Genomic DNA, 22,053 nt, shown 5'->3' on the forward strand with positions numbered 1-22,053 from the left:
TAACTGTTGTTTATGTCCGCTAATGTACAGCTGCGTGCCAGCATTTCGCCACATCCAGCATGCGATTGGCGTAGCCCCATTCGTTGTCAAACCAGGTGAGCACCTTCACCAAACGCTTGCCGCTGACGCGAGTCTGGCTGGCATCGACAATACTGGAGCGCGGATCGTGATTAAAATCACAGGATGCCAGAAGCTCCTCGGTATAGCCAAGTACGCCGTCGAATTTAGAGTGTGACGCCTCTCGCAGAATTCGATTGATAGTGGCGACATCAGTGTCCTGCTGGGTCTGCACGGTTAAATCCAGCGCTGAGACGTTGAGTGTCGGCACCCGCAACGCCTGCGCCGTAAAGCGTCCGGCCATAGTCGGCAAAATGCGCTCAATGCCCCTCGCCAATGCCGTATCCACCGGAATAATGGATTGCGATGCTGCCCGCGTTTTGCGCAAATCCGTATGGTGGTACGCATCCAGTACCGGCTGGTCGTTCATCGCGGAGTGAATGGTGGTGATGGTACCCGTCTCAATCCCGAGCGCATCATCGAGCGCCTTGATAACCGGCAGAATGCCGTTGGTGGTGCAGGAGGCGCTGGAGGCGATACGGTGCGCGCCGCTGAGTTCTAGGTGGTTCACACCGTACACCACAGTCTGGTCCACGTCGGGCTGGGCCGGTTGGGAAAACAGCACCCTCGCAGCGCCCTGCTGTAAATGCTGCTCTGCCGTCGCGCGATCGGAGAACGCCCCGGTGCACTCCAGCACGATATCCACACCCAGCACTTTCCACGGCAGCGCATCGATCCGCTCGTGGTTCAGCAGCGCGATGGCATCGCCATCCACAATCAGCTGTTTACTGTCACCGGCCAACGGCAGCGTAAACCGCCCGTGAGTGGAGTCATAGCGGGTGAGGTGCAACACCGTACCGGCATCGGCCAGCTCGTTGATGGCAACAATCGCCATTTCCTCGCGCCGCTGACTTTCGTACAGCGCGCGCAGAATGCTGCGACCGATACGACCATAGCCATTGATAGCCAGACGCAGCATGCGGATACGCTCTACAGCAAGACGTCTTCGACGGTCGCGACAACATTCTCTGTCGTGAAGCCAAAGTGCTGCATCAGGTCACCGGCCGGCGCGGACTCACCGAAGCTAGTCATACCGACCACTCGCCCGTCCAGCCCCACGTACTTGTACCAGTAATCCGCGTGCAGTGCCTCTACCGCAACGCGTGCGAGAACGTCGCTGGGCAATACCGCCTCACGGTACTGGGCATCCTGTTGCTCGAACAACTCGGCACAGGGCATGGACACCACGCGCACCTTGCGGCCTTTACCCGCCAGTTCCTCGGCGGCGGCCATCGCCAGCTGCAGCTCGGAGCCGGTGGCTATCAGGATGGCTTCGGGCGCCCCTTCGCAGTCCTTGAGGATATACGCTCCGCGCGCGATATCGGCCAGCTGCTGTTCACTGCGCGCCTGATGCGGCAGACTCTGGCGGGAGAAGATCAACGATGTTGGCCCGTCACGGCGCTCTATGGCGGATTTCCAGGCCACTGCCGACTCCACCGCATCACAGGGCCGCCACGTTCGCATATTTGGCGTGGTACGCAAAGCCGTCAATTGCTCGACCGGCTGGTGCGTCGGGCCATCTTCGCCCAAACCGATAGAGTCGTGGGTAAACACAAAGATAGACTGCTGCTTCATCAGCGCCGCCATGCGCACGGCATTGCGAGCGTACTCCATAAATATCAGGAAAGTGGCACCATAATTGATGAAGCCGCCGTGCAGCGCGATGCCATTCATGATCGCCGCCATCGCGAACTCGCGCACACCGTAGTACACGTAGTTGCCGCTGGCGTCGTCGGCGCTCACGCCTTTCGACCCGCTCCAGAGCGTCAGGTTGGAGCCGGCCAGGTCAGCAGAGCCACCGAGCAATTCCGGCAGCAATGGCCCGTAGCTGTTCAGGCAGTTCTCTGATGCCTTGCGCGAGGCAATGCTCGCACCTTCGTTCTGGCAGCGGGCGATATACTCATCGGCCTGTGCAGAGAAGCCGGTGGGCAACTCGCCGGCCAGACGGCGGCGCAGTTCCGCTGCGAGATCCGGATGCGCGGTGGCATAGGCCGCCATGGCGTCATCCCACGCCTGCTCCAGTTCGCCGCCGCGAGTCTGTGCATTCCACCCGGCATAAATGTCATCGGGTATATCAAAGGGGGCGTGCTGCCAACCGAGCGCTTCGCGGGTGGCGACGACTTCGTCCTCACCAAGGGCGGCGCCGTGCACCGACTCCGTGCCCTGTTTGTTGGGTGACCCCTTACCGATAATCGTCTTGCAGCAAATCAGCGTCGGTTTCGCGCTGTCACCACGGGCTTCCTCAATCGCTGCCTTGATGGCGTCGGCATCATGACCGTCCACATCGTTGAGTACCTGCCAGCCGTAGGCACGAAAACGCGCCGGCGTGTCGTCGGTGAACCAGCCTTCAACTTCCCCGTCGATGGAAATACCGTTGTCGTCGTAGAACGCCACCAGCTTGCCCAGGCCCAACGTACCGGCCAGCGAGCTGGCCTCGTGGGAAATCCCCTCCATCAGACAGCCATCTCCGAGAAACACGTAAGTATTGTGATCTACCACATCATGGCCGGGTCGGTTGAACTGGGCCGCCAGTACTTTCTCAGCCAGCGCCATGCCCACCGCATTGGCCAGACCCTGACCCAGCGGTCCGGTCGTGGTTTCCACACCAGGCGTATAGCCGAACTCAGGGTGGCCAGGTGTTTTGCTATGCAACTGGCGGAAATTCTGGATCTCAGACATAGGCAGGTCGTAGCCGGTCAGGTGCAGCAGCGAATAGATGAGCATCGAGCCGTGCCCATTGGACAACACAAATCGGTCGCGGCCCGCCCAGGAGGGGTTCTTCGGGTTGTGCCTGAGGTAGTCATTCCAGAGCACCTCGGCGATATCCGCCATTCCCATAGGGGCACCTGGGTGGCCGCTTTTGGCCTTCTGGACAGCATCCATACTGAGGACGCGAATAGCATTGGCAAGTCTGGTACGGGGGGACGACATCGGGATCTCCGTGGCGGTAATCAAGGGTGGGACCAAAATGGGCCGCCATTTTCGCGTAAGCGGCCACGAACGGCAAACAAATAGGGAATAATTTACTCTTCCACCCGAAATAGTTTGTTGTGACAGGGGTCGCAGTACTATATCAAAATATTTTGATATAGATGTGCCGGCCTGCTAGACTCTCGCGCCATGCCTTCGATAACTGCCGCAAAACTGGTGGCTCCGATACCGGAGCAGTCGCCGTCAGACCAACATCTGACCGCGCTCACCAACCTGTGCAAAGCCAGCGCGGATACCCTTCGCCTGCTGGTGCTGCGCGTATTGCGCAAGGATTCTTTCGGCGTATCTGAGTTGTGCGCCATCTTCAATATTCGCCAACCGGCGCTCAGCCATCACCTGAAAGTGCTGGCCAATGCCGGGCTGGTGGCCGCCCGGCGCGAAGCCAACTCCATTTTCTATCGCCGCAGTGAGCTGGGTCAGCACCCCGATCTCGAGGCACTGCAACACAGCATTTTTGAAACTGCGGACACCATCGAACTGCCGGAGGATATCCAGAGCCGACTGGCGTCCCTGTACCGGCAACGCGAGGAAAATTCCAGCAACTTTTTCCGCCTCAACGCTAGCAAATTTCATCAACAGCAGGATTTAATTGCCAGCTATGAGCAGTACGCCGATGTGGTGGCCCAAATACTCACCGGAGCGCCATTGCAGCGTCGCAACACGGTTCTGGAGGTGGGGCCGGGTGATGGCTCCTTCCTGCTGGAGCTGGCATCGCAGTTTGAGCGGGTAGTGGCACTGGACAATGCGCCCGGCATGTTGGCACAGGCACGCGACAAGGTTGCTGCGGCAGAGCTGCAGAACGTCGACTTCATTCTCGACGATACCCGCAGCCCACAGTTACAGGGGCTGGAGGCGGACTGTGTCGTGATCAATATGGTATTGCACCATACGCCTGCACCCGGCGATGTGCTGCGGGACGTGGCTGCATGCCTGGCGCCGGGCGGGGTAGTACTGTTAACGGATTTGTGCAACCACGATCAGGGCTGGGCCAGGGAAAATTGCGGTGACCTGTGGCTGGGTTTCGATCCGCAGCAACTGGCGCAATGGGCTGAGAACGCAGGGCTGACTGAAATGGCCAGTGAATATCTGGCACAGCGTAATGGTTTTCAAGTACAGGTACGGCTGTTTGGCCGGGCCTGAAAAAATTTTTTACCGATAAGGATAAATCTATGAGCGAGTACACTATTTTCACTTCCGAGTCCGTGTCCGAGGGGCACCCCGATAAAATGGCTGACCAGATCTCCGATGCGATTCTGGACTACATTCTAAAAAGGGATAAAAACGCGCGTGTTGCCGTTGAGACCATGGTCAAAACGGGCATGGCCATCGTCGCTGGTGAGGTTTCTACCTCAGCGAATATGGATCTGGAAGACACCATCCGACAAACCATTCTCGATATTGGATACAACAGCTCCGATGTCGGCTTTGACGGGGCCTCCTGTGCCGTGCTGAACGCCATCGGCAACCAGTCACCGGATATCGCTATGGGGGTGGATGAGAGCAAAAACCACGAACAGGGCGCTGGCGACCAGGGCCTGATGTTTGGTTATGCCACCAACGAAACCGATGTGCTGATGCCAGCGCCCATCTACTACTCACACCGCCTGGTGGAGCGTCAGGCCGAGTTGCGTAAAAACGGCAAACTGCCGTGGCTGCGTCCGGACGCCAAAAGCCAGGTAACCCTGCGTTACGAAAACGGCAAGCCTGTGGCCATCGATGCCGTGGTGTTGTCCACACAGCACGATGAAGGGGTTAGCCAGCGCGAGATTCGCAAGCAGGTTTTGGAGCACGTGATCAAGGATGTCCTGCCCGAGGAGTGGCTCCATCGGCGCACCAAGTACCACATCAACCCCACCGGCCAGTTCATTATCGGCGGTCCCGTGGGCGACTGTGGCCTGACCGGCCGCAAGATCATTGTCGACACCTATGGCGGCATGGCGCGTCACGGTGGGGGCGCGTTTTCCGGCAAGGACCCCTCCAAGGTTGACCGTTCAGCAGCCTATGCGGGGCGCTATGTCGCCAAGAATATCGTCGCCGCCGGCCTCGCAGACCGCTGTGAGATTCAGGTGTCCTATGCCATTGGTGTCGCCGAGCCGACCTCCATCTCCATCGATACCTTCGGCACCGGTAAAATCTCCGACAACGCCATTGCAGACCTGGTGCGCGAGCACTTCGACCTGCGTCCCAAGGGCCTGATTGCGATGCTCAACCTGAAACGTCCCATCTACCGCAAGACTGCAGCTTACGGGCACTTTGGGCGTGAAGACAAGGACTTCACCTGGGAGAAGAAAAACAAGGCTGCAGCGCTTCGAAAAGCTGCCAAGTAATTGGCGGTGCTTCAGGTCGGTGCTGTGCGGCTCACGCTTCGCAGTGCCGGTCTGGTGTGAGTGAAGCACACAAAAGAATTCACAGTAGGCAAAAATGGCCCAGCGGCCAGAGGAAACAAACATGAGCAAAGCAGAAAACATCGAACAGAAAGAAGACTACAAAGTCGCCGATATTTCGCTGGCCCAGTGGGGTCGTCGCGAGCTGGATATCGCTGAAAGTGAAATGCCTGCACTGATGGCGATGCGCGAGAAATACTCGGCAAGCCAGCCTCTCAAAGGCGCTAAAATTCTCGGCTGTATCCACATGACCATCCAGACTGGCGTGCTGATCGAAACACTGATTCAGCTGGGCGCGGAAGTGCGCTGGTCTTCGTGCAACATTTTCTCCACTCAGGATCACGCCGCTGCGGCCATCGCCGCTGCTGGTATACCCGTGTATGCGTGGAAAGGTGAAACCGAGGAAGAGTACGACTGGTGTCTGGAGCAGACCATTCTCAAGGACGGCGAGCCCTGGGATGCGAACATGGTCCTCGACGACGGCGGCGACCTGACCGCGATGTTGCACGACAAGTACCCCGCCATGCTGGACAAGATCCACGGTATTACCGAAGAGACCACCACCGGCGTGCACCGCCTGCAGGAGATGTTGGAGCACGGCACCCTGAAAGTGCCCGCCATCAACGTCAATGATTCGGTCACCAAGTCCAAGAACGACAACAAGTACGGCTGTCGCCACAGCCTGAACGACGCAATCAAGCGCGGTACCGACCACTTAATGTCCGGCAAGAAAGCGCTGGTCATCGGCTACGGCGATGTGGGCAAAGGTTCCTCGCAGTCACTGCGCCAGGAAGGCATGATCGTCAAAATCTCCGAGATTGACCCGATCTGCGCGATGCAGGCCTGCATGGACGGCTTTGAAGTTGTGTCGCCGTTTATTGACGGCATCAATGACGGTACCGAGGCCAGCATCAATCGCGATCTGCTCTCTACTATCGATCTGGTAGTGACCACAACTGGCAACTACAAGGTCTGTGATTCGAACATGCTCAAAGCACTGAAATCGAATGCAGTAGTGTGCAACATCGGCCATTTCGACAATGAAATCGACACCGCGTTTATGCGTCGCAACTGGGAGTGGGAAGAGGTCAAACCGCAGGTGCACAAGATCTACCGCGATAAAGAGGCCAACGACTACCTGATCCTGCTGTCCGAGGGCCGCCTGGTCAACCTGGGCAACGCGACGGGTCACCCATCGCGTATCATGGACGGCTCGTTCTCGAACCAGGTACTGGCACAAATTTACCTGTTCGAGCGCAAGTTCGCTGATCTTGAGTCAAACATGAAGCCGGCCGCACTGGCGGTAGAAGTTCTGCCGAAGAAGCTGGACGAAGAAGTTGCGGCCCACATGATAGGTGGTTTCGGCGCCGTGCTGACGCGGCTGAGCCCGGAACAGGCCGACTACATCAAGGTCAGCCCGGATGGCCCCTTTAAGCCAGACAGCTACAAGTACTAGGGGCTAGCTTCGATGGCAGCGCAGAAGCAGCGTATAAGCTGCGAGTTTTTCCCGCCCAAAACCGAGGCTGGCATACAGAAATTGCTGACCGAGGTGGCACCCGCCCTGAATGATCTGGGTCCCGAGTTTTTCTCGGTGACCTACGGTGCCGGCGGTAGCACTCGCGACTCTACACTGGGCGTCGTGTCGGCACTGAATAAAGCCGGGATAGATGTGGCGCCGCACCTCAGCTTTGGTGGTGATGATGAAAATGCGGTGGCGACACTGCTGGAAACCTATCAGGGCAGAGGCATCAAGCGGCTGGTCGCTCTGCGTGGCGATGTCCCCTCGGGGACGGGCGGTGCAGCGCAGCTGGTGTACGCCAATGAGCTGGTGGAGTTCGTACGAAAGCACTGCGGCGATCACTTCGAGATCGAGGTCGCGGCCTACCCGGAGACACACCCGGAAGCCAAGAGCTACGACAGTGATATCCGCTTCCTGAAAGCCAAGCTCGACGCCGGCGCCAACAGCGCTATTACCCAGTACTTCTACAATGTGGAAGCCTACTTCTACTTTCTGGACCAGTGCGCGGCGATCGGTATCGACAAGCCCATTTACGCGGGCATTATGCCAATCACCAATTTCGCCAATCTGCAGCGTTTTTCGCGCAACAGCGGTGCGGAAATTCCACGCTGGATATGTCAGCGTATTGAGGCGTTCGGCGATGATCAGGACAGCATCAGGGCATTTGGTGTCGAGGTTGTCACACAACTGTGCCAGACACTGCTGGACAGTGGTGCTCCCGGCATTCATTTCTATACGATGAACCAGATAGAGCCGACGCGAGAAATCTATAATAACCTGGGCCTCTAGCCCAGGCCCTATCCACCGGGCTGCAACGCCATGCGTATAACCCGTATCTACAGTACCCAGACACTCGCCAGCCATACCACGGTAGCGCTGGAGCCCGGCCCCAGCCGCCATTTGGCGCGCGTGCTGCGTCTGGCTGTGGGTGACCCACTGACGCTGTTTGACGGACAGGGGGGTGAGTATCCGGGCGAAATTACCGCTATCGACAAGAAAGCGGTTGAGGTCCGTACCGGCGAGCACCGGGATACTGAAAGCGAATCGCCGCTGGCGATCCACCTCGGCATCGGCGTGTCCCGTGGTGAGAGGATGGACTGGGTGATACAGAAATCCACAGAGCTGGGCGTTACCGCCGTGACGCCACTGCTCACCGAACACACAGGAGTGAAACTCTCCGGCGAGCGTGCAACGAAGAAAAACCAGCACTGGCAACAGATAGCGATCAGCGCCTGCGAACAGTGCGGACGCAACCAGCCGCCGATCATCCACCCACTGCAAAGCGCGGAAAACTGGCTGAACATCACCGATGCGGAGCAGAAATTTGTCCTGCACCACCGCGCAAATACAATCGACATCTCGGGCAGCAGCCCGGGCAGCATCGCATTGCTGGTGGGCCCCGAAGGCGGGCTCAGCGACAGTGAAATTGAAGCCGCAGAACGCATCGGCTACACCGCATTGAGATTGGGCCCACGGGTATTGCGCACGGAAACAGCACCTCTGGCCGCAATCGCTATACTGCAGGCCTACTGGGGAGATATGACGCCGGGATGATGCGGCCTAATCGCGCAGCCACCGGGCGTGAGTCCACTCCAGAAAATCCCCGATGGCATTTACGGTATGGTTAGTGCGCACCGAATGGAAGATTTCAAACGCATGCTGCGCACCGGGTAATTCGGCGTAGACCACCGGTTGCTGCGAGACACCCCGCAGGGCATCGACAAAAACCCGCGCCTCCTCCACCCACACCAGAGAATCATGCGTGCCCTGAATCGCAAACATCGGGGGCGCATCCGCCGTGACATGTGACAGCGGCGACCCTGCATCCCACAGTGCCGGATTCTCAGCCTGTGAGCACTGGATAACCTTGTCAGCAATCATATCGCTCATGGACATCTCACCGCGAATACCGTGTCGATCGCGAAAATCGAAAACGCCATAGATCGGCACCGCAGCCTGCACCTGCGTATCGACATCCTCAAAGCCTGGTTGCCATTCGGCGCAGTTCGGGGTCAACGCAGCCAGTGAGCTCAGGTGGCCACCTGCCGAACCGCCGGTAATTGCTATGAAATCGGGGTTGCCGCCGTATTCGTGGATATGCTCCTTTATCCACGCGATGGCTTTCTTCACATCAATAATATGCGCCGGAAAGGCCGCCCTTGGGCTCAGTCGGTAATTGATCGCCACGCACACCCAGCCGCGCTGAGCCATGTGATACATCAGCGGCTTGGCCTGCTGTTCCTTCTCCCCGATAATCCAGGCGCCACCGTGGACCTGCAACAACACGGGGAAACCGCCCTCGCGCTCCCCATCCGGCTGGTATATATCGAGCAGGTTGCGTTTACCGGCATCACCGTAGGCGATATCCCGGTGCTGTTGCACGCCGTCGCGCTTGAAGTGAAATGGCCTCAGCCAATCATATGAGCGGATATCATCACGCAGAAGCTGGCGACGCTGGGGCGGAATATCGGACCGATAATCGTCCCCCAGCGTGCGCTGCAGCGCGAGCCGCAGATGACGGGGAGTATCCATTGACTGGCAGTGCAAATAGATCAATCCCAACCAGGACAATGCAAAAAAACCGAGCCCGAGCTGTGCCAACGGCTCAGACAACGCGCCGAAGAATGCCAATAAGCCCGTCAGGGATATCTGCCAGATCAAATGCACCAGCGCCAGCTCGCCACAAAGCCAGGCGAGGAGGAAATACACCGGCACCATCCAGTACAGGCGCCGCGCCTTGATACAGGCGGCAGCGACACTAATGACGCTCAGCAGCGCCAAAAACAAATAGATTCCGGCAATACTCAACTTAGTCTCCAGGATTGATAGCGGCAGTTCAGTTCAACCATTCTAAGTCACCTTGTGCAGATGTGTCTCCTAACTCATCGCCATCGATTGGGGTGCACTCAACTGCGGCACTTTGCTAGACTGAGTTTTCAAGTGGCAAACTGCATGACCGCAGCTATCGAAGGAGATCACGATAATGCATACCAAAGAAACCGTAACAGCACCCCCATCAACAGGAGCGGCCACTCGCCGGGTTGCAACAGTCTCTGTCCTGCTCGCCGCACTAGCCAGCGGCTGCACCATGAACCAGACACAAGAACGCACCGGCGCTGGCGCCGCAATTGGCGCGCTGGGCGGCGCGATACTCGGTACCAGCCGTGAAAGCGCCGCAATCGGTGCCGCCGTGGGTGCAGCGGGAGGTTATATCTACGACCAGTACAATAAGCGCGAGGACGCGGAAGCGGAAAATGCCCGGCTGCGGCAGGAAAACGAACAGCTGAGGCAGGAATCGGCTGACTATTGATCGATCGGCTCGCACCAACATTTCACGCACACACGAGCCCAACAGGCATAAAGGAGAGAAACAATGACAGCACGGCGATGGATTGGCATATTGAGCATAGTAGTCGGAGGCACGGTCGGACTGGCATCGGCCCAGGTATCTGCCAAAGCCAAAGATATCACGCTCGGCTCTGCCGGTGCGCTGATAGAGGTATGCACCGTAGCGCCCACCAACGCGGATAGCGCGGCAGAACTTGGTTTTTGCTACGGCTTTTTTGAGGGTGCGATCCGTTATCATCAGGCGCTTGCAGGCGCAGACATCAATAGGGATCTGGTATGCGCACCTACAGGGACAACTCGGCAGCAGGCCGTCGAGGTGTTCGTCAGCTTCATGCAGGAAAACCCCGAGTACAATTCAGAGGCACCCATCGATACCGTCATCCGTTCTCTGATGGCGCGCTGGCCCTGCGATAAGGCAGGCTAGGCCGCGCTGATCGCCGGTTCCATATCGGCGAAGCTGCGAATCGCATTCCGGTAAAGCGTGGGTTTCAATATACCCAGTTCATTGCGCAGTTGGTCGAGCGGCTCAGCGAGGCGCTCTTCCCAGTTTACGGTGGCAAACCACGTGGCAGCCTCGCCGATACGGCGCCCTTCGTCGATGCAGTCGTCTACGGAAAACAGCTGGGTCGCCTGACGCGCCTTGCGTCTGGCCATAAAGATAATAAAGGCGATACCACGGTTGGGCGTCTGTGTGACCATGAATGACAGCAGGCACAGTTCGCCCAACTGGTCGCGACCGTAGCCGCACATCACATGCTGCAGATCGTGGATGTCGCGCAAGCGGTTGCCCAGCCAAAGTTCGTCCGCATTCAGGCCGCGTCCACGCGGCGCCTCTTCACTGGCCGCCACCAGGCCATCGGCACTGAGGGACTGACTCTCCACAAACTTGAGATATGCGCGCCCGACACTGCCCTCAGGCATAGATCGCAATGCGTCGCGGTCGTTCAGTGCCGGCAGAATATCGGGTTTTCTCTGCAGCAACTCGCGCCCTTCTGGCGTGGATTTCAGCCGCGTCAGCGCACGCGCCAGACTGCCGCCTTTGAGGGCTTCAATAATCTTGAACACCTCGCCGGTACTGTCCGGGTCGGCTATCAATGCACGCACCGAACGCAGCGCCTGAAGTGGCTTCACGCCTTTAAAATCGTCTATAACGTTAGCAATCGAGGCCATCATGTTATGCACCTGTATTGATCAATTGGCTTTCGGGGCAACAGCAAACTCCACATTGCCTCACTCACAGTTCCCAATGGTACCCCACCAGCTCCCGATTCTGCAGGGTATACCTTGAGCGGTCAATTAGAGCAGCCTGGTGGTTGGAGCCTGATTTCAGAATCTGCTGCTATCACCTAGCACGAATCCCAGACAGTGCCTCTACCATCACACCAGCGCGCACCGGTGAATGCGGCGCTCTATCGCTTCAGGAATCCAGACAATAGCTGCAGCACAGCCACCAACCTGCTGCGCAATGCGAGCCACAACGTGACCGGCTTATCGACCGTGACATACACCAGCGCCGGTTGACTGTGATTTCCAGCAACATCGATAACCACCAGCCGGAATTGATACTCCCCGGGAGCCAGCAGTCCACGCAGATGAATCGACGACTCGACAGTGCTGAACGACTTGTTCAGGCGCAGTACTACGGGGTTTTTATCAGCGTCCATACAAATTTGCTGAGCTTGCCACCAACGTCGATGGAGCGTTCACCACTGAGCGTAAAGTCAGTAGCAAAACTTACCCTGCCCGGAGCATCGATCACAGCGGTAGGAACTTTATCATCGGCTACGACAACCCTGACGGTGGCTGGTTGCGAGTTGTTCCCGGAATCGTCAGTGACCACCAATTGGAACTCGTAGACACCGACCGGCAATGGGTTCTGGTCATCCACACTAATGCTGAGTTTTGCATCCGGCGATGATGCAGCTATTTCTTGATTCACAACAAGGTTTGATGAGCTGATAGTAGGCATCGCAGGATCCTCTGTATCGTGAGCCCCAGTTCAGGTTAGTCGAAGAATCCAACCTCTGCCAAATGCAGCGTTGCGGGGGCCTCTACATTGAATGGGACACCAGCACGGGCATTGCATTCGGGTTGCCGGCAGGGCGCACCGTGGCGAGCCGTGTGACCTTCGGTGTGCCAGGAGAATCCGCCGCGATGACCTGATTGCGCCCGCGCCCTTTGGCGCGATACAGCGCGGCATCTGCTCGGCTCAACCAACCCTCCCGGCCTTCCTCAGGCAACAGTTCAGCAACGCCAATGGACACCGTTACCAGTGAGCCCGCGAGAAATATTTCCTGCTCAATCACTCTGCGCACCTTCTCTGCCAGTCCCACCGCGGCTTTGAGTGATGTCTGCTCGGCCACCAGCACAAATTCTTCGCCGCCGTATCGGTACAGGCTTTCTGTCGCTCGCGTGTTGCGCCTTACCAGTTCGGTGATCGCAACTAACACCTGGTCCCCAACGATATGTCCGTAGTTATCGTTGATATGCTTGAAATAATCGATATCGATAAGCAGCAGGCTGGCGGGGCTGTGGTTGCGACGGAAAATTGATACGACAGCATCAAGCTTTAGGTCCTGAGCGCGTCGATTGCCTGCGCCAGTCAATGGATCCAGCTGCATTGTGCGGCGAAGATGTTCCATCTGCCTGCGATTGGTCAAAGAGAATGCGTTCGCCAACAATACGGTTACCACCAGCGCCAACCAGATTTTTATGATCTCTGTGGCCGACAGATCATCCCAGACAATAGCGAGAAAACAGCCGGCAAATCCACCAGTGAGTATCGTCGCCTGCCGTGCATCCAGCATAAAGTACGCGACCATTAACGCCGGGAATGCCCAAAATACCTCACTGTCACCCAATAGCAGAACAGAGATCAGTGCCGCCGCGATAAACCCCAGTGCAATCAGGATACTCGCAGCACGGGTTTTACGCCCGACAAAGACGAAAAGAAACAGCAGTACCATGATGGCGACAAACCCCATATCAACCAGGGCCAGTGACCAGTTGCTGTCGAGCAGCCGCCTATAGGCCAACAACGTAACAGAAACAGCAAGAATGCCGCTGAGCAGCAGCAGTAGCGTTTCCTTGACCGTGCGCCTGTACGATGAATTCAACCCTTCTTCAATCACGCCATCCACCTCCTTGAATGCTCGATCACCCTAAGACAGGTGAGAGAAAATCGTGCCGGCACGCTAGGGCATGCGCAGCTGGGGTGTCAGATTTCTAACTGGTTGGGGGAAGCCTGCGGTTGGCTGAGAAATGCAGCCTGACCAGTGACGAACTGATACCGCAATATCCACCGGCCTCTTCTTTAATACAGTAGGCCTGGATAGCGTGATCTTAGTCACACTTTTAGAAAGAGTCCAACATCTAACACGAAATATCTTTATAAATCTTAAGTTTTTTGCTAGCAGTTGATACCCTTTACGCAGTCTCTGGCCCGCGCTGGGCGTCACACCCAGATTGACCTCTGGGCCACTACAGGCCCCACAACGTCCTTTGCTTGCACCCATCAGCACCTTTGCGTAAGTTAGCAGGCCCGCGGGGCAGGAGAGCGAGCACAATGACCATCAAACTCGGTGTGGTGATGGATCCCATCGCCAGCATCAACTACAAGAAAGACACCACCATGGCTATGCTCTGGGCAGCGCAGGACAGGGGCTGGCAGCTGTTCTACATGGAACAGGGCGATCTGTACCTCGAGCAGGGGACCGCCCGCGCGCGTATGGCAAAACTCACGGTAAAACGTGATGCACAGAGCTGGTTCTCCCTCAGCGCAGCTGAAGACGCAGACCTCGATCAACTGGATGTGATCCTGATGCGCAAGGATCCACCGTTTGATAATGAATACATTTACAGCACCTATATTCTCGAGGCGGCGGAGCGCAAGGGCACGTTGATTGTCAATCGTTGCCAAAGCCTGCGCGACTGCAACGAAAAGGTTTTTGCCACACAATTTCCGCAGTGCTGCCCGCCGGTGTTGGTCAGCGGCGATATGGCGCGGCTCAAAGCGTTTCACCAGCACCACGGCGATGCGATCTTCAAACCACTGGACGGCATGGGCGGCAGCGCCATCTTCAGAGTGAAGCAGGGCGACCCCAATGTGAGCGTCATTCTTGAGACCCTGACAAACCACGGCAACCAGACCATCATGGCGCAGCAGTTTATTCCGCAGATTGAAAAAGGTGACAAGCGTATATTGATGATTAACGGGGAGCCCGTACCCTACTGCCTTGCACGCATACCGCTGGCGGGAGAAACTCGCGGCAACCTCGCCGCCGGCGGCACCGGAAAAGCGCAGCCCCTGACCGAACGGGATCAGTGGATCGCCGCACAGGTAGGGCCAAGTCTGCGCGAGAAAGGCCTATTGTTTGTCGGTCTTGACGTGATTGGGGACTACCTCACCGAGATCAATGTCACCAGCCCAACCTGCATTCGTGAAATTGACGCTGCCTATGATCTGGACATTGGCGGGCAGCTGATGGATTGTATCTCCGGAGAACTCAACAGCAGGCACTAGTACTTCCCGATGTATTACCTGGAAACAGGCAACGACAGCGAGAGACGATTTCGAAACGCGGTGCTGCTGGCCATTGCGGCACACGCCGCCCTGATTCTTGCCGTCTCGTTCAAGGCCAACCTGTCGATGCCCTACACAAGCCCACAGATCGAAGTCACGCTGGCCACGCGGCCGAGTGAAGTCGCGCCTGATGATGCCCGCAATATTGCACAGGCCAACCAGGGGGGGAGTGGCAACGAGGCACAGAAAAACCATCTCAGCTCCAACAACCCGATCCAGTCCGACAGCCTCTCACAACAACAGGCGAGGCTGCCAATGCCCCAAGAGCAGGCGGCGATACAGCACGATACCCTGACGACGACCGGCCTCGCATCACGCAGGGTCACTGCCGAGCCGAACGACGCCACCACACAACAATCCCGGCTTGACGGCATCACTCCTGAGATCGAACGAATCAACCGGGAAATTGCCAGCTTGCAGGCAGAGCTGGATGTGAAGACCCGCACGGATGCCGATCAACCCCGGGTAAGACGCCTGACCGCCGCATCGGCGAAACAATCCGTGGATGCCGCCTACCTGCTAGACTGGCGTAAACGCTTGGAGGCGGTCGGAAACCAATACTACCCGGAGGCTTCTATCCGCTACGGCCTCTACGGCGAGCTGCGAATGCTGGTGATAATCCGCAGTGATGGCAGCCTGGAAGACATACAGATTATGTCCTCTTCAGGCTATGCAGTGCTGGATGAGGCCGCAATCAAGATCGTGCGTATGGCAGCGCCGTACTCGCCCTTCCCGCCCGAATTGAAGGCTACGACGGACAAACTGGAGATTGTCCGCACGTGGCATTTTCAGGAAAACCAGCTAAGCTCACCTTAGGGGTCGGCAATCATTCCACTCTGTATTTTTACACTCAAGAGACCTGTGCGGACATGCCCGGAAAACACTCCGTGAATACCACCAAAAGCGGCGATTCCCTGCGTGATCATTTTCTGCTGGCAATGCCCTGCCTGACCGAGGGAATATTTTCGCAAAGCATCACGTATATTTGCGAACACGGTGAAAGCGGTGCCATGGGGATCGTCATCAATCGTCCGCTTGACCTGTCGGTGACTGAGATATTTGAACACCTGCAGATCAGTACCGGCGAAGACTTCTCCTCCGAGCCCGTCATGGCCGGCGGCCCGGTACAGATGGATCACGGGTTTGTGCTGCATCGCTATTGCACAAAAAACTGGGAAGCCAGTCTGCAGGTTACGCCGGAGATCACACTGACAACCTCCCGGGATATCCTGCGCGCCATCGCGATTGGCGAGGGCCCTAGCGATCACCTGATTGCGCTGGGCTACGCCGGTTGGGCTGCGGGACAACTGGAACAGGAGCTGGTAGACAACAGCTGGCTCACCCTGCCGGGCAACGGCGATATTATATTCTCCACACCGTCTGACCAACGTCTGGGTGCGGCTGCCGCACAACTGGGCATAGATATGAATCTGATCTCAGGCCAGGCGGGACACGCCTGAGTGCAGGGAAAGCGTACAGTAATCGCGTTCGATTTCGGCCTGTCCCAGATCGGCGTGGCAACGGGCAACTGCCTGCTCGGCACCACGGCACCGCTACCCATCCTCAAGGCCAAAGAGGGCTCACCCGACTGGCACCTGGTGGAACGCCTGGTCGCCGAATGGCGCCCCGACCTGCTGGTCGTGGGCGACCCGTTGAACATGGATGGCAGCGCCAGTGAACTGAGTGCGCGGGCCGCCAAGTTCGCGCGCCGACTGCACGGCCGGCTCGGGCTGGAAGTGGTGATGGTCGATGAACGACTGAGCAGCTTTGAAGCGAAGCACGAAAGCCGCGCGCGCGGACACCGCGGCGATTTCAAGCGCAAACCAATAGACAGCCTCGCCGCCGAGCTGATTCTGCGGACATGGTTATCAGAAAATTCCTGAGACCTGTTTACAAGATCGGGGTGCCAAAAAGCGCACACCCATGCAGAGGCTCTGCCAACAGACGCCCCGGAGAGGTCCAACTCCCGGGACTCCTTGCCCAGCGCTCCGAATCCTAAACGTAGGGATTACCGCCGGCTGCGGACTGTAGTTGCGCCTCACGGAATTGGCTATACTCAAATATAAAAGAATTTGGAGAAGTTCAATGCAGACCAGCAATACTATGCCGGATGTCACTGGTGCATTGCAGCAATCAGATGAACTGATCGCGGCGGGGTCCTGGGACGACGCGATTCGCGTACTGACTGAGTCGAATCGACGCCAGGAAAACCCAGAGGTAGAGAAGCGGCTGCTGCAGTTACGCCACCGGGCTTTTGCCAGCCTGGACGGCGGCACTGCCGCACCCGACTGGCCAAAGTCATTCCCAGACTATTTCCCCGACGAAACCGGTATTCCAGAGATTCCTGCGTCCGAGCTCTGTGCGGAGATTGTCACTTCCGCGATCGCGCACCACGGTTCGCTGATGGTGCGGGGTATGATAGACAAGAAAGTCGCCGCGGGTATTCGCGAAGCTATTGATCACTCTTTCAACAGTGCCGCTGAGGTGCCGACGCCCCGCACGGCACTGCCGCCGTGGTACCTGCCTTTTCGCACGCATAGCGATCAATACAGTTTTGGCGGTCCTGAGCGCTCATACGCCAGACAGGGCGGGGGCCTGCATGGTGTGGATGCACCGCGCGCGCTGTTTCGTCATCTGGATGCGCTGTCAGCCGTGGGTTTCGACCGCATGCTGGAGGATTACTTCGGCGAGCGCGTGGCCATATCGGCCAAGAAGACGACCCTGAGGCGCACCGAACCGGGCGCTCTGGCGGGCTGGCATCAGGACGGCGCGTTCCTGGGTACAGAAACACGATCCCTGAATATCTGGACAGCACTGAGCCCCTGCGGAGAGGAGGCACCCAGTCTCGATATTATCCCCCAACGCTTCAATAATCTGGTCGAAATGGGTGGGCCGGAGATTTTCGATTGGGCTGTCAGCAATGACACAGCCAAACGCTATGGCGGTGACTCTGCCGTACGCCCGGTATTTGACACCGGGGATGCGCTGCTGTTTGACCAACTGACCCTGCATCGCACCGGCGTCGACAGCAGCATGACCAAGACGCGCTATGCGATAGAGATGTGGTGCTTCGCCGCCTCAACTTATCCACACGAACAGGTGCCGCTGTGTATTTGATATTCACACAGGAGAGCACAAAGTGGGAACCAGGCTGCCACAAACGAGAACCCGGTTCTCTCTAACGCCGGTGGAAGCGTCCCCCCTGATCGGGGTCTGAGGTCGCCAGGGCCAGGCTGTCACCTTGACCCAACTCTTTCCTGTCCATCATTTTGATCTGCAGACGCACATCATTGGCAGAGTCTGCGAAGCGTATCGCGTCGTCTTTGGATATCTTGCCTTCCCCGTACGCTTTCAACAGCGATTGATCAAGCGTCTGCATACCCAGTTCAGTCGACTTGGACATCAAGTCCTTGATCAGGTGTACCTCGCCCTTGCGAATATACTCGGCAACCAGAGGGGAGTTCAGCAGCACTTCCACAACCGGTGTACGCCCGCTTTTATCCTTGCGCGGCAGCAACTGTTGAGCGACCATTGATCGCAGGTTCAGCGACAGATCCATCCAGACCTGGCTGTGTAGCTCGGCAGGGAAGAAGCTCTGTATACGGTCCAACGCCTGGTTAGCATTATTGGCGTGCAGGGTACACAGGCAGAGGTGGCCAGTTTCAGCGAAGGTCAGGGCCTGCTGCATAGTTTCCGCCGTGCGCACCTCACCGATCAGTATCACATCAGGCGCCTGGCGCAGTGTGTTTTTGAGCGCCACATCAAACGACTCGGTGTCCATTCCGACCTCACGCTGAGTAACAATACAACCAGCGTGCTCATGGATGAATTCAATTGGGTCTTCAATACTGATGATATGACCGCGACTGTTGCGATTGCGGTAATCCACCATGGACGCCAGTGATGTCGACTTACCAGTACCCGTGGCCCCGACGAAGATCACCAGGCCGCGCTTGGTCATCGCAAGATCCTTGATGATCTGCGGCAGGCCGAGCTCGTCTATTGAGGGGATCACTGTCTGGATCCGGCGCACAACCAGACCGCATTGGCCGCGCTGCACAAACGCGCTGGCACGGAAGCGGCCGAGATCCTTTGTACTCAGTGCATAATTGCATTCATGGTTTTTGCGGAAGTCGATCTGCTGATCCTCTCGCATGGTGGACAGAACCATTTCGCGCGCTTCCTCCTCCGTCACCGGCCGCTCGGTAATCGGGTATATCTGGCCGTCAACCTTGATACAAGGTGGCGCATGTGCCGTTATGAAGCCGTCGGAGGCACCCTCCTTCACCATTCGTTGCAACAAATTCTCGATGTTCATATTGGTGATCCTTGCCAAATGGCAGCCCGGCGGTAAAAGCGCTAGAAGTTTTCCGGCATTCTGGCTTTTTCGCGCGCCACTTCTTTCGTGATAATCCGTTTGCCAACCAAATCCTCAAGGCACTGATCCATAGTCTGCATGCCCAGTGCATGGCCGGTCTGAATGGCAGAGTACATTTGCGCGACTTTATCTTCACGGATAAGGTTCCGTATCGCCGATGTGCCACGCATGATTTCGTGTGCAGCGACCCGACCACCGGTGGCGCGCTTGAGCAGGGTTTGTGATACCACCGCCTGCAACGATTCCGACAACATTGAGCGCACCATCGCTTTTTCGGCTGCCGGGAAAACGTCAATAACGCGGTCTATCGTCTTGGCGGCAGACGTGGTGTGCAGAGTGCCAAATACGAGGTGCCCGGTTTCGGCCGCTGTCAAAGCCAGTCGTATAGTTTCCAGGTCGCGCAACTCACCCACCAGAATAATGTCCGGATCTTCCCGCAAGGCCGAACGCAGCGCCTCGGAAAAGCCGAGTGTATCGCGGTGTACTTCGCGCTGGTTAACAAGGCATTTCTTACTCTCGTGTACAAATTCGATGGGATCCTCAATGGTAAGAATGTGCTCATACTTGTTGTCGTTGATAAAGTCGACCATCGCCGCCAGTGTGGTCGATTTACCGGACCCGGTGGGCCCGGTAACCAATACCAGCCCACGCGGCATCATCGAAATATCGCGAAAGACCTGTCCCATACCGAGGTCTTCCATGGTCAGTACCTTGGAGGGAATGGTACGAAAGACGCCACCAGCACCACGGTTCTGGTTAAACGCATTGACACGAAAACGCGCTACACCGGGCACTTCAAAGGAAAAGTCGGTTTCAAGAAACTCTTCATAGTCCTTGCGTTGCTTATCGTTCATGATGTCGTAGATAAGCTCGTGAACCTGCTTGTGCTCCATGGGCGGCAGGTTGATACGCCGAATATCGCCATCGACGCGGATCATCGGAGGCAGACCCGCCGATAAGTGCAGGTCAGACGCACCCTGCTTGGCACTGAATGCCAATAACTCCGTTATATCCATTGTTTGTATTCTCCCCTGTCGACACTGTGCGCCGACTACTCCCCGGTCAGGATAAGTTCCGTGGCTGCGACCTTCCAGCACGTTATATTATTGTGATGTCACCCCGACGCCAAATCCGCTAACATCCGCGCCATGAACCAACAACAGCTCTCCAAGAATATAGCAAAGCTGCAGGATAGGGTAAGTCGCGTCGCGCAAAAAAGCCAGAATAGCAATAGCGCCGTGCAGATCATCGCCGTCAGCAAGACCCGCACCGCGCAGGAGATACGCGCAGCCCACGCCTGCGGCCTGACACACTTTGGCGAGAGTTATCTGCAGGAAGCGCTGCAAAAGGTTAGCGAGCTGGAGGACCTGCCCCTCACCTGGCACTTCATCGGCCCGATCCAATCGAACAAAACAGCCGGTATTGCACCCCACTTTGACTGGGTGCACAGCATTGATCGCGCCAAGATCGCACAACGGCTCAGTCGGCAACGGCCGCCCGAACTAACACCGCTACAGGTCTGCCTACAGGTGAACATCTCGGGAGAGGATAGTAAATCCGGTGTGCGGCTGGAGGATTTACCACAGTTGGCGCTCTCTGTCTGCGAGCTTCCCAACCTCAGGTTGCGCGGTTTGATGGGTATCCCCTCAGCAGGTGCCGACACCCATCAACAGCACCGGGACTTCGGCCAATTGCGCACGGCATTGGCAAAACTCCAGACTCTCGGCCCCAATATCGACACACTTTCCATGGGTATGTCTGCCGACATAGAGCCGGCTATACTGGAAGGCGCCACAATGATTCGGGTGGGCACAGCCATTTTCGGCCCCCGCAACAGGTGATATTGACGTATAGCGCCGTGTATACTGCACGACTATTTTATCTTCGGTAAACATATGGCAGACGCACACTCGAATCTACCGCGCATCGCTTTTATCGGCGCAGGCAATATGGCCAGCAGCATCATCGGCGGCCTGATCGAAAGCGGGCACCCCGCGGACCACATCAGCGCAGCGGATCCATTCCCCGACAGCCTTGAGCGCCTGCGCACCGTCGCGCCCGTCGCAGTCTTCAGCGACAACGCCGCCGCCGTGGAGGGTGCAGACATCGTTATACTGGCCATCAAACCCCAGGTTATGGCCGAAGCCGCTGGCAGCATAGCTACGGCCGTGCAGAAGAACCGCTCACTGGTCATCTCGATCGCCGCGGGGATTACTATAGACAGCATGCAAGCCCGACTGGGGCCCGACGCCGCGATAGTGCGCTGTATGCCGAATACCCCCGCCCTGGTGGGCTGCGGTGCCAGCGGGTTGTTTGCAAATGACAGAACATCGGAGAAGCAGCGCCAGTTTGCACAGCTGGTTCTGTCTGCGGTGGGCATCACGTGCTGGGTGGACTCGGAACCGCAGCTGGATGCGATTACCGCCCTGTCAGGTAGTGGGCCGGCCTATTTTTTCCTGTTAACTGAAGCGATTGTCGACGCGGGAGTGGCACTTGGCCTGAACCGTGATACGGCCAGCCTGCTGGCGAAACAGACCGCTCTGGGTGCAGCACGTATGGCGCTTGAAAGCGATGTCGATCTGGTGGAATTGCGGCGCCGGGTAACCAGCCCGGGTGGCACGACCGAGCGTGCTGTGCAGAGCTTTGAACAGGATGACCTGCGGGCGACAGTGGCCAAAGCAATGCGCGCCGCCGCCGACCGGGCCATCGAAATGTCTACAGAAATGGGTTAGTC

23 protein-coding genes are annotated in these 22,053 nt (G+C 57.4%); 14 read left to right on the plus strand and 9 right to left on the minus strand.

Annotated elements, in window-relative coordinates; translation table 11 throughout:
• Positions 1–19: 19 nt before the first annotated feature.
• Entirely contained in the window at positions 20–1,036 is a 1,017-nt protein-coding gene (locus tag AC0L6S_RS16280; RefSeq protein WP_473425161.1) for a glyceraldehyde 3-phosphate dehydrogenase NAD-binding domain-containing protein, read from the minus strand.
• An 11-nt stretch (positions 1,037–1,047) separates the two neighbouring features.
• Entirely contained in the window at positions 1,048–3,048 is a 2,001-nt protein-coding gene (gene tkt, locus AC0L6S_RS16285) for a transketolase (protein ID WP_473425162.1), read from the minus strand.
• A 189-nt stretch (positions 3,049–3,237) separates the two neighbouring features.
• On the opposite strand from tkt, the gene AC0L6S_RS16290 reads away from it, so the two are divergent.
• The 5 genes from AC0L6S_RS16290 (at position 3,238) to AC0L6S_RS16310 (ending at position 8,565) form a co-directional block, all read left to right on the plus strand.
• Positions 3,238–4,248 carry an ArsR/SmtB family transcription factor gene (locus tag AC0L6S_RS16290; protein ID WP_473425163.1) on the plus strand — a complete coding sequence of 337 codons (1,011 nt, stop codon included), beginning with the start codon at positions 3,238–3,240 and terminating at the stop codon, positions 4,246–4,248.
• A 29-nt stretch (positions 4,249–4,277) separates the two neighbouring features.
• A complete protein-coding gene (gene metK, locus AC0L6S_RS16295) occupies positions 4,278–5,435 on the plus strand; it encodes a methionine adenosyltransferase (protein ID WP_473425164.1) in 1,158 nt (385 codons plus the stop codon).
• Between the two features lie 121 nt (positions 5,436–5,556).
• Positions 5,557–6,948 (plus strand): adenosylhomocysteinase, encoded by a 1,392-nt coding sequence (ahcY, locus tag AC0L6S_RS16300; protein ID WP_473425165.1) that lies wholly within the window; start codon positions 5,557–5,559, stop codon positions 6,946–6,948.
• A gap of 12 nt (positions 6,949–6,960) precedes the next feature.
• The gene (gene metF / locus AC0L6S_RS16305; RefSeq protein ID WP_473425166.1) at positions 6,961–7,800 is read left to right on the plus strand and encodes a methylenetetrahydrofolate reductase [NAD(P)H]; all 840 of its coding nucleotides are present in this window, start codon (positions 6,961–6,963) and stop codon (positions 7,798–7,800) included.
• 30 nt (positions 7,801–7,830) lie between these two features.
• Positions 7,831–8,565 (plus strand): 16S rRNA (uracil(1498)-N(3))-methyltransferase, encoded by a 735-nt coding sequence (locus AC0L6S_RS16310; protein ID WP_473425167.1) that lies wholly within the window; start codon positions 7,831–7,833, stop codon positions 8,563–8,565.
• A 6-nt stretch (positions 8,566–8,571) separates the two neighbouring features.
• Here the strand turns inward: AC0L6S_RS16310 and AC0L6S_RS16315 are convergent, their stop codons facing one another.
• Positions 8,572–9,819, minus strand: a complete 1,248-nt coding sequence (locus tag AC0L6S_RS16315) for an alpha/beta hydrolase fold domain-containing protein (protein ID WP_473425168.1) — start codon at positions 9,817–9,819, stop codon at positions 8,572–8,574.
• 175 nt (positions 9,820–9,994) lie between these two features.
• Here AC0L6S_RS16315 and AC0L6S_RS16320 point away from each other — a divergent pair, with 175 nt between their 5' ends.
• Both AC0L6S_RS16320 and AC0L6S_RS16325 read left to right on the plus strand, forming a co-directional pair.
• Positions 9,995–10,321: a YMGG-like glycine zipper-containing protein gene (locus tag AC0L6S_RS16320; RefSeq protein ID WP_473425169.1), complete on the plus strand. Its 327-nt coding sequence runs from the start codon at positions 9,995–9,997 to the stop codon at positions 10,319–10,321.
• A gap of 63 nt (positions 10,322–10,384) precedes the next feature.
• Positions 10,385–10,783 (plus strand): Rap1a/Tai family immunity protein, encoded by a 399-nt coding sequence (locus tag AC0L6S_RS16325; RefSeq protein WP_473425170.1) that lies wholly within the window; start codon positions 10,385–10,387, stop codon positions 10,781–10,783.
• Here AC0L6S_RS16325 and AC0L6S_RS16330 read toward each other — a convergent pair.
• The 4 genes from AC0L6S_RS16330 to AC0L6S_RS16345 all read right to left on the minus strand — a co-directional run bounded on the left by AC0L6S_RS16330 (position 10,780) and on the right by AC0L6S_RS16345 (position 13,490).
• Positions 10,780–11,532 (minus strand): Coq4 family protein, encoded by a 753-nt coding sequence (locus AC0L6S_RS16330; RefSeq protein ID WP_473425171.1) that lies wholly within the window; start codon positions 11,530–11,532, stop codon positions 10,780–10,782. The two genes, AC0L6S_RS16325 and AC0L6S_RS16330, sit on opposite strands and share 4 nt — an antisense overlap.
• Positions 11,533–11,768: 236 nt before the next feature.
• A complete protein-coding gene (locus AC0L6S_RS16335) occupies positions 11,769–12,023 on the minus strand; it encodes a hypothetical protein (protein WP_473425172.1) in 255 nt (84 codons plus the stop codon).
• Positions 11,999–12,328, minus strand: coding sequence for a hypothetical protein (locus tag AC0L6S_RS16340; RefSeq protein ID WP_473425173.1), 330 nt, complete (start codon positions 12,326–12,328; stop codon positions 11,999–12,001). The genes AC0L6S_RS16335 and AC0L6S_RS16340 overlap by 25 nt, the downstream gene beginning before the upstream one ends.
• Before the next feature lie 82 nt (positions 12,329–12,410).
• Positions 12,411–13,490 carry a GGDEF domain-containing protein gene (locus AC0L6S_RS16345; RefSeq protein WP_473425174.1) on the minus strand — a complete coding sequence of 360 codons (1,080 nt, stop codon included), beginning with the start codon at positions 13,488–13,490 and terminating at the stop codon, positions 12,411–12,413.
• Between the two features lie 434 nt (positions 13,491–13,924).
• Here AC0L6S_RS16345 and gshB point away from each other — a divergent pair, with 434 nt between their 5' ends.
• The 5 genes from gshB (at position 13,925) to AC0L6S_RS16370 (ending at position 18,058) form a co-directional block, all read left to right on the plus strand.
• Positions 13,925–14,881 carry a glutathione synthase gene (gene gshB / locus AC0L6S_RS16350; RefSeq protein ID WP_473425175.1) on the plus strand — a complete coding sequence of 319 codons (957 nt, stop codon included), beginning with the start codon at positions 13,925–13,927 and terminating at the stop codon, positions 14,879–14,881.
• Positions 14,882–14,890: 9 nt separating this feature from the next.
• Positions 14,891–15,757, plus strand: a complete 867-nt coding sequence (locus tag AC0L6S_RS16355) for an energy transducer TonB (RefSeq protein WP_473425176.1) — start codon at positions 14,891–14,893, stop codon at positions 15,755–15,757.
• Between the two features lie 53 nt (positions 15,758–15,810).
• On the plus strand, positions 15,811–16,401 hold the full coding sequence (locus AC0L6S_RS16360; protein WP_473425177.1) for a YqgE/AlgH family protein: 591 nt from the start codon (positions 15,811–15,813) through the stop codon (positions 16,399–16,401).
• Positions 16,402–16,824, plus strand: coding sequence for a Holliday junction resolvase RuvX (gene ruvX / locus AC0L6S_RS16365; RefSeq protein WP_473425178.1), 423 nt, complete (start codon positions 16,402–16,404; stop codon positions 16,822–16,824).
• Between the two features lie 202 nt (positions 16,825–17,026).
• On the plus strand, positions 17,027–18,058 hold the full coding sequence (locus tag AC0L6S_RS16370; RefSeq protein ID WP_473425179.1) for a phytanoyl-CoA dioxygenase family protein: 1,032 nt from the start codon (positions 17,027–17,029) through the stop codon (positions 18,056–18,058).
• A 61-nt stretch (positions 18,059–18,119) separates the two neighbouring features.
• Here AC0L6S_RS16370 and AC0L6S_RS16375 read toward each other — a convergent pair whose 3' ends face one another.
• Positions 18,120–19,259, minus strand: a complete 1,140-nt coding sequence (locus tag AC0L6S_RS16375; protein WP_473425180.1) for a PilT/PilU family type 4a pilus ATPase — start codon at positions 19,257–19,259, stop codon at positions 18,120–18,122.
• 41 nt (positions 19,260–19,300) lie between these two features.
• Positions 19,301–20,335 (minus strand): type IV pilus twitching motility protein PilT, encoded by a 1,035-nt coding sequence (locus tag AC0L6S_RS16380; protein ID WP_473425181.1) that lies wholly within the window; start codon positions 20,333–20,335, stop codon positions 19,301–19,303.
• A gap of 132 nt (positions 20,336–20,467) precedes the next feature.
• On the opposite strand from AC0L6S_RS16380, the gene AC0L6S_RS16385 reads away from it, so the two are divergent.
• Positions 20,468–21,160, plus strand: a complete 693-nt coding sequence (locus AC0L6S_RS16385) for a YggS family pyridoxal phosphate-dependent enzyme (protein ID WP_473425182.1) — start codon at positions 20,468–20,470, stop codon at positions 21,158–21,160.
• 54 nt (positions 21,161–21,214) lie between these two features.
• On the plus strand, positions 21,215–22,051 hold the full coding sequence (gene proC / locus AC0L6S_RS16390) for a pyrroline-5-carboxylate reductase (RefSeq protein WP_473425183.1): 837 nt from the start codon (positions 21,215–21,217) through the stop codon (positions 22,049–22,051).
• The last annotated feature ends 2 nt before the right edge of the window (positions 22,052–22,053 follow it).

The organism is Halioglobus sp. D3-4 (assembly GCF_055809315.1).